General features: G+C 63.3%; 5 protein-coding genes and 1 pseudogene. 2 read left to right on the top strand and 4 right to left on the bottom strand.

Annotated features, from left to right (window positions below):
- The 3 genes from ENZ75_RS15000 to leuS form a co-directional block, all read right to left on the bottom strand.
- A partial coding sequence (locus tag ENZ75_RS15000) for a DNA translocase FtsK (protein WP_281061237.1) occupies positions 1–1,443 on the bottom strand: 1,443 nt, incomplete at its 3' end.
- A gap of 436 nt (positions 1,444–1,879) precedes the next feature.
- Positions 1,880–2,458 (bottom strand): LPS assembly lipoprotein LptE, encoded by a 579-nt coding sequence (gene lptE, locus ENZ75_RS15005; RefSeq protein WP_013529029.1) that lies wholly within the window; start codon positions 2,456–2,458, stop codon positions 1,880–1,882.
- Complete coding sequence (leuS, locus tag ENZ75_RS15010; protein WP_063169456.1) at positions 2,445–5,069, bottom strand: leucine--tRNA ligase; 2,625 nt, start codon at positions 5,067–5,069, stop codon at positions 2,445–2,447. The genes lptE and leuS overlap by 14 nt, the downstream gene beginning before the upstream one ends.
- A gap of 155 nt (positions 5,070–5,224) precedes the next feature.
- On the opposite strand from leuS, the gene ENZ75_RS15015 reads away from it, so the two are divergent.
- Both ENZ75_RS15015 and ENZ75_RS15020 read left to right on the top strand, forming a co-directional pair.
- Entirely contained in the window at positions 5,225–5,887 is a 663-nt protein-coding gene (locus tag ENZ75_RS15015; RefSeq protein ID WP_027163466.1) for a YggS family pyridoxal phosphate-dependent enzyme, read from the top strand.
- A gap of 110 nt (positions 5,888–5,997) precedes the next feature.
- Positions 5,998–7,047: an aldo/keto reductase gene (locus tag ENZ75_RS15020; RefSeq protein WP_063169457.1), complete on the top strand. Its 1,050-nt coding sequence runs from the start codon at positions 5,998–6,000 to the stop codon at positions 7,045–7,047.
- 44 nt (positions 7,048–7,091) lie between these two features.
- On the opposite strand, the pseudogene ENZ75_RS35110 reads toward ENZ75_RS15020, so the two are convergent.
- Positions 7,092–7,211 (bottom strand): annotated as a pseudogene (locus ENZ75_RS35110) (LysR family transcriptional regulator); the annotation flags it as partial.

Consider the following 7,211-nt stretch of genomic DNA (forward strand, 5'->3'; position numbering starts at 1 on the left):
CGGCATCTTCGCCAGCTCGGCGATGACCGGCTCACCCCCGATCGTCTTGCCGAGACACAGCGCCAGCTTGCAGCTTGTCTTGCGGAAGCCCTCGGATTCGATCAGTTCCCGGAAATAGACGGTTTCGCGCATCTCGTTCGGAAGCTCGATGCCGATGACGTTGCGGCCGGGCACGACGGCGACGCGCGCCGAAATCGCCGACATGGAGCGGGCGATATCGTCGGCAAGCCCGATGACGCGAGAAGATTTGACGCCCGGCGCCGGCTCGAATTCATAGAGCGTGACGACCGGGCCGGGACGAACATGAATGATCTCGCCACGCACGCCGAAGTCTTCGAGCACGCTTTCCAGCAGATCCGCGTTCTGCTCGAGCCGCTCCTGCGACATGTAGAAGCCTTGTCCCTCCGGTGGCTGCTGCAACAGCTCTTCCGAGGGAAGCTCATAGGGATCGCCCGCGGTTGACAGCACGACCTTTCCAGCCCCAGGCAAGCGTGCAGAGCGGGCGCCAACGGCCTTGGCAGGGACGTTCGCACTTGGCGCGGCCGGCGCGGAAACGGCGACGCTTTTGGCGGCTGGAATTGCGACAGGCTGGACCGGCGACGGCGCATTGCTCGCCGGCACGTCAGGTTGGGCGACGGCCTGGTTCGAATTGGCCGGCCAAACATCCGGCAACGGCTTCAAGGCCTGGCCCGGCAGGCAGTCGATGACACGAAACAAGGCGGTGGCATCGGTCCCTGTCGTCGGACGGATGTCGATCGGCATAGTGGTGACTGGCGCTGCGGCGAGCGGCGCAGGCGACGCTGAACCGGTTTGCCGGGCCGGCGGCGAAACGTCGACCAGATAGGGTGCCATAGCCTCGAAGAAGGCATGATCCGAAAGATAGGGCCAGCGCAGCCTTTCGGTTTTGATCGGGGCGCCCGGAGCAACGGACGCACGCGCGGATGCCCGTCTCGTTGCGACCGTCCTCGGCGGCACCGGCGCAACGGCTGGCACCCTCTCCCTGGCGCGCACGGACGGGACAAAAGCAGCAGCCGGCGGCAGTGGCCCTTGCGTGGCGTGCCCGGTCTGCGGCTGGGAGGCAGGGCTTTTCACCGACGCCGGCAATGCCAGGAGCGAGGGCGCGGAGGACGCCCTGCCGACCATGGGTTGCGCAACGGCTTGCTGTGCCGGGCGCGTCGCGCCGTGTTCGACGACACGCTCGTGCTGCGGATGATGCTTCCTGGCCTCATAATCCGGCGTGCGTGTAAAACGCACGTTGGGTGCAAGGAAGAAATATTCCTGCCAGGCAGGGCTCTCGATATCGCCGATTTTCGAAGGCGTGTCGTCCGAGCCACTCCGCGGCTCCATATAGGGCCGCTTGTTGCCGCCGAGATCGACCATAGGCGCGGAATAGCCGGCCTGGCGTGTGGCGGGCTGCCGACCGTCCGGCTCCTTGCGAGCCATACGATCAAGGGCGCCTGCGGCGGAAGAACTTCGCTGATCACCCCTGTCGCCGATGCTCTCGAAGCGCTTCCCCTCGGGATCATCAGGCGGTGCGGCCGTCGACAAATTGACCCGGGAAAAACGCTTGGCTTCCATTCTCAAGACTCACTCTGAAATGTCTGCCGAGCAATAGGGAGCGAGTGGTTAACAGTTGCTTCCCGGATGGGTCGCCTACGATCCTGAGCGCCAAAATCTTCGCGAGCGACGCGGCACGATCGTCGCCTCGCCGCACCCACCGCGGTGGCGCGATCTACTCGCTGTGCCATAGCAGGCCGATGGGTCTCTTCGGCCAATCTCTGTTCAGAATCTGGCTCTGTTCGGGAATCTGGTCATGATCCCACGATCATCCCGTCATGCCTGGGGCGCCAGACCGTTTTCGTGAAGCAGATGAGGTGCGCTAGCCGGTCTTGCCGTGCCGGACAAGGTCCTGGGCAATGGACAGCTGCAGCGCTTCCGCCAACTCTCGCGCCGCGCGATTCTCGGCGTCGATCTGCGCCCGGTATGCGGCGAATTCCTGACGCGGCCTGTCGAAGGACGAGGTGATCGAACGCTTGCCGGATGCGATCACCACGCCGGTCTTCGCATCGGCCAGCGTATAGCTGCCGGTCAGCGTCACGGAACCGGCGGTCGGCTCGTCTTCGTCGGTTCCGACCTGCACAAGTGCCGCGGACTCGACCGCTTCGGTCACGCCGAGATTGAGCGAATAGGCCGGCGAGGCCGGCTCGCCGGCGCCTCGTCCAAACCCGAAAATGAGATTGTTGCGCACCTGTTGGCCGTAACGCGTATTGACCGGCTTGATGCCGATCAACGCCAGTTCGGCACTGGCACTGGCCTGCGAACCCGACAGTGGCGCGCTCGAATAGAGCGGCCGCACCGTGCAGGCCGAGACAAGCGCGAGCGAACCTATCAGGCCGGCAAGCGCCATGCGGCGCAGCAAATGGCTCAACTCTGTCTTTTCCCGATCAGGCAACGACATTGACGATCCTCTGCGGCACGATGATCACCTTGCGCGGAGCCTTCCCTTCGAGTGCTTTCTGCACGAAGTCGAGAGCCAATACCGCTTTTTCGACCGCACCTTGGTCCGCGTCGCGGGCAATTGTCAAATCCCCCCGCTTCTTGCCGTTGACCTGTACCGGATAGGTGACTTCGTTGTCGACGACCAGCGCCGGATCGAAGACCGGCCAAGGCCGTTCGGCAACGAGATCGGTGCCGCCGAGCGTTGCCCAGCACTCCTCGGCCAGATGCGGCATGACCGGCGCGATCAGATGCACGAGAATCTCCACCGCCTGCCGGCAGGCGCCTTTCAGCGCTGCATCGGCCTTGCCTTCTGCCACCTCGTTAAGCGGCGTGGTCAGCGCGTTGGCCAGTTCGTAGATGCGGGCGATGGCGCGGTTGAAAGCGAGCTTCTCGATATCCTCTCCGACCGCCTTGAGTATCTTGTGCGCGGCCTTGGAAACCACCGCGGCCTCGCCGCTGCTGGCCGCCACGGGCTTGATGCCGGCCAGTGTTTCGGCCGCCGTCGACACCAGGCGCCAGATGCGCTGGATGAAGCGATGCGCGCCGGCGGCGCCATCGTCGGTCCACTCGACATCGCGCTCGGGAGGCGAATCCGACAGCATGAACCAGCGCGCCGTATCGGCGCCGTAGCCATCGGTGATGTCTTCCGGGCTCACAGTGTTCTTCTTCGACTTCGACATCTTTTCCAGCGGGCCGATGGAGACGGTCTCGCCGGTGGCGATCTCGATGGCGCTGCGCTTGCCGTCAACGTCGTCCAGCCGAACTTCGGTGGGCGCCAGCCAGCGGCCGTTCGATGCCGAGCCAACACGATAGGTTTCGTGCACCACCATGCCTTGCGTGAACAGGCCCTTGAACGGCTCGGCCAGATCGACATGGCCGGCCTCGCGCATGGCGCGGGTGAAGAAGCGCGAATAGAGCAGATGCAGGATCGCGTGCTCGATCCCGCCAATATACTGGTCGACCGGCAGCCATTCGTTGGCCGCCTTGGGATCGGTCGGTTCATGTGCCCACGGCGCGGTGAAGCGGGCAAAATACCACGACGAGTCGACGAACGTGTCCATCGTGTCGGTTTCGCGCCGCGCATCCCTGCCGCATTGCGGACATTTCACATGCCGCCATGTCGGATGACGGTCGAGCGGATTGCCCGGGCGGTCGAAATCGACATCGTCGGGCAGCTTCACCGGCAGGTCCGCCTTCGGCACCGGCACCACGCCGCAAGCCTCGCAATGGATCATCGGGATAGGGCAGCCCCAGTAGCGCTGGCGCGAAATGCCCCAATCGCGCAGACGGAAATTCACCTTGCGCTCGGCCATCGGCCGGTTGCCGATCGTCTTCTGCTCCAGCAGTTTGGCGACTTCGTCGAAAGCCTGATCCGGCTTCAAGCCGTTGAGAAAGCGCGAATTGATCATCACGCCGTCATCGACATAGGCTTCATCGATGATCTGGAACGTCGCCGGATTCTCGCCTTCCGGCATCACCACCGGAATCACCGGCAGGCCGTATTTGTTGGCGAAGTCGAGGTCGCGCTGGTCGCCGGACGGGCAGCCGAAAATGGCGCCGGTGCCGTATTCCATCAGCACGAAATTGGCGACATAGACAGGCAGCGTCCAGTTGTCGTCAAACGGATGGACGACGCGGAGGCCGGTGTCAAAACCCTTCTTCTCAGCTGTCTCCAGCGCCGCCACCGAGGTGCCCATATGGCCGATATCCTCGATGAACTTCGCCAGTGCCGGATTGTGCGCAGCGGCCTTCTTGGCCAACGGATGATCGGCGGCGACAGCCATGAAGGAAGCGCCGAAGATGGTGTCGGGCCTTGTCGTATAGACTTCCAACTCATGCTCGCCATCGGAGGCGTCGGCCAGAGGCCAACGGATCAGCAGGCCTTCCGAGCGGCCGATCCAGTTCTGCTGCATCAGCTTCACTTTTTCCGGCCATTCGTCGAGGCCTTCGAGCGAATCCAGCAGATCCTGGGCGAAGTCGGTGATCTTGAAGAACCACTGCGTCAGTTCGCGCTGTTCGACCAGCGCGCCCGAGCGCCAGCCGCGCCCGTCGATGACCTGCTCGTTGGCAAGCACCGTCATGTCCTCCGGATCCCAGTTGACCTTGGAGGATTTGCGCGTCACCAGCCCCTTCTCGACAAAGTCGAGGAACAGCATCTGCTGGCGGTGGTAGTAATCGACGTCGCAGGTGGCGAATTCGCGCGCCCAGTCCAGCGACAGCCCCATGACCTTGAGCTGCTCGCGCATGGTGGCGATGTTCTGGTAGGTCCACTCCTTGGGGTGGACCTTATTCTGCATCGCCGCGTTTTCGGCCGGCATGCCGAAGGCGTCCCAGCCCATCGGGTGCAGCACGTTGAAGCCCTTGGCCCGCTTGTAGCGCGCCACCACGTCGCCCATCGTGTAATTGCGGGTATGACCGATATGGATGCGCCCCGACGGATAGGGGAACATCTCCAGCACGTAGTATTTCGGGCGCGGATCGTCATTGTGCGCTTCGAACAGCTTCTTGGCGTCCCAGGCCTTCTGCCATTTGGGCTCTGACGCGCGCGGATTGTATCGTTCGGTTGCCATGGGACGTTTTTCACTTAAAAGCATGCGCGAACTGCGGGCGATGGCTCGGCAGTTCAGGGAATGTGGTCCGGGTGTTCACCATGGTTTGGCAAACCCGTCAACCATATGGGTACCGCGTCTGACAAAAACGCCGGTCAAAACAGCAGGATTTGCATATGGGTGACGCCGTTCAGCAATTTTTCGCGGTCAAGGCGAAGATCGCCGCCGCCGAACGCGAGGCCGGCCGCGAAGCCGGCGCCGTGATCCTGGTCGCGGTCTCAAAGACCTTTGATGCCGCCGACATCGGCCCGGTCATCGAAGCCGGCCAGCGCGTCTTCGGCGAGAACCGGGTGCAGGAGGCGCAAGCCAAATGGCCTGATCTGAAGGACGCATTTCCCGACATCGAACTGCATCTGATCGGCCCGCTGCAATCCAACAAGGCTAGGGAAGCGGTAGCACTGTTCGACGTCATCGAGACGGTCGATCGCGAGAAGATCGCCGCCGAACTCGCCAAGGAGATCGCCAAACAGGGCCGCGCGCCAAAACTCTATGTCCAGGTCAACACCGGCTCCGAGCCGCAGAAGGCCGGCATCGAGCCCCGCGACGCCGTGGCCTTCGTCGCCCGCTGCCGCGACGTGCACGGCCTCGCCATCGAAGGCCTGATGTGCATCCCGCCGGCCGACGAGAATCCCGGTCCGCATTTTGCGCTGTTGGAGAAGCTTAGCAAGGAAGCCGACGTCGCCAAACTCTCAATGGGCATGTCCGGCGACTACGAAACAGCAATCGCCTTCGGCGCCACCAGCGTCCGCGTCGGTTCGGCGATCTTCGGCACTCGCTGAGACGCAACGGCCTTTGGGCCAATCCGACAGGCTCGTTGCTCCAGGACTGGAAACGAAACGTACCGTTCCTATTTGCTTTGGGTCGTCACAAACTCTCTGGAGCCGCCACCATGCGCTACAACCAGCTTGGAAATACGGGGATGTTCGTCTCCGAACTGTGCCTCGGCACCATGACCTTCGGCGCCGCCGGCCAGAATGCCCAATGGGGCCTGATCGCCAGCCTCGACCAGAAGGGCGTCAACGAGATCGTTGCCCATTCGCTTGCCGCCGGCGTCAATTTCTTCGATTCGGCCGACGTCTACTCCTTTGGCGAATCCGAACGGTTGCTCGGCCAGTCGCTCAGGGATCTCAAGGTCAACAGGCAGAATGTGGTCATCGCCACCAAGGCGCATGGCGCCATGGGTGAAGGCCCCAACCAGCGCGGCTCGTCACGCGGCCACATCATGGATTCGGTCGATGCCAGCTTGGAGCGGTTGCAACTCGACCATATCGATCTCTATCAGTTGCACGGCACCGACACCGTGACGCCGATCGACGAAACGCTGCGGGCGCTCGACGATCTCGTTGCCAGCGGTAAGGTCCGCTATGTCGGCGTCTCCAACTGGGCGGCATGGCGCATCGCCAAGGCGCTCGGCATCGCCGAGCGCAAGGGTTTCGCCCGTTTCGAGACCGTGCAGTCCTATTATTCGATCGCCGGCCGCGATCTCGAGCGCGAAATCGTGCCGCTGCTCAATGAGGAGAAGCTCGGCCTGATGGTGTGGTCGCCGATGGCCGGTGGCCTGCTCTCCGGCAAATATGGCCCCGGCGCACCCGGCAATGGCGAAGGCCGCCGCGCGTCCTTCAACTTCCCGCCGGTCAATGAGGACCGCGCCTGGGCGGCCGTTGCCGTCATGCGCGACATAGCCAAAAAACATGATGTGAGCGTCGCCACGGTGGCGCTCGGCTATGTCCTGGCCAAGCCCTTCGTGATGAGCGTCATCATCGGCGCCAGCCGCATGGAGCAGCTGGAGCAGAACCTTGCCGCCACTGAGGTGAAGCTCGACACCGACGATCTGGTTCGTCTCGACGAGGTCAGCGCCCTGCCGTCCGAATATCCAGGCTGGATGCTGGAGCGCCAGGCAGCGGGCCGCCGTCCGGCGGCGTTCACGCCGAAAGCATAAATACAGCCCACGCTGACATCTCGGGAGCCGTGGCTCCGGAGATGTCAGGTCAGCCGGACGCTCTCGCCCAGAAAATCGAGAAAGGCGCGCACCCGCGCCGGCAGATGCCGGCCCTGGCCGACATAGACGGCGTGGGTCGGCTCCTCGTCACCCGGATTGAATGC

This window comes from Mesorhizobium sp. M7A.F.Ca.CA.002.04.1.1 (assembly GCF_004022805.1).
Classification (GTDB): domain Bacteria; phylum Pseudomonadota; class Alphaproteobacteria; order Rhizobiales; family Rhizobiaceae; genus Mesorhizobium; species Mesorhizobium ciceri.

Excerpts from the sequence above, each read along its gene's own strand:
- leuS (WP_063169456.1), bottom strand. The coding sequence starts at position 5,069 with ATGGCAACCGAACGATACAATCCGCGCGCGTCAGAGCCCAAATGGCAG.
- lptE (WP_013529029.1), bottom strand. The coding sequence starts at position 2,458 with ATGTCGTTGCCTGATCGGGAAAAGACAGAGTTGAGCCATTTGCTGCGC.
- ENZ75_RS15015 (WP_027163466.1), top strand. The coding sequence starts at position 5,225 with ATGGGTGACGCCGTTCAGCAATTTTTCGCGGTCAAGGCGAAGATCGCC.
- ENZ75_RS15020 (WP_063169457.1), top strand. The coding sequence starts at position 5,998 with ATGCGCTACAACCAGCTTGGAAATACGGGGATGTTCGTCTCCGAACTG.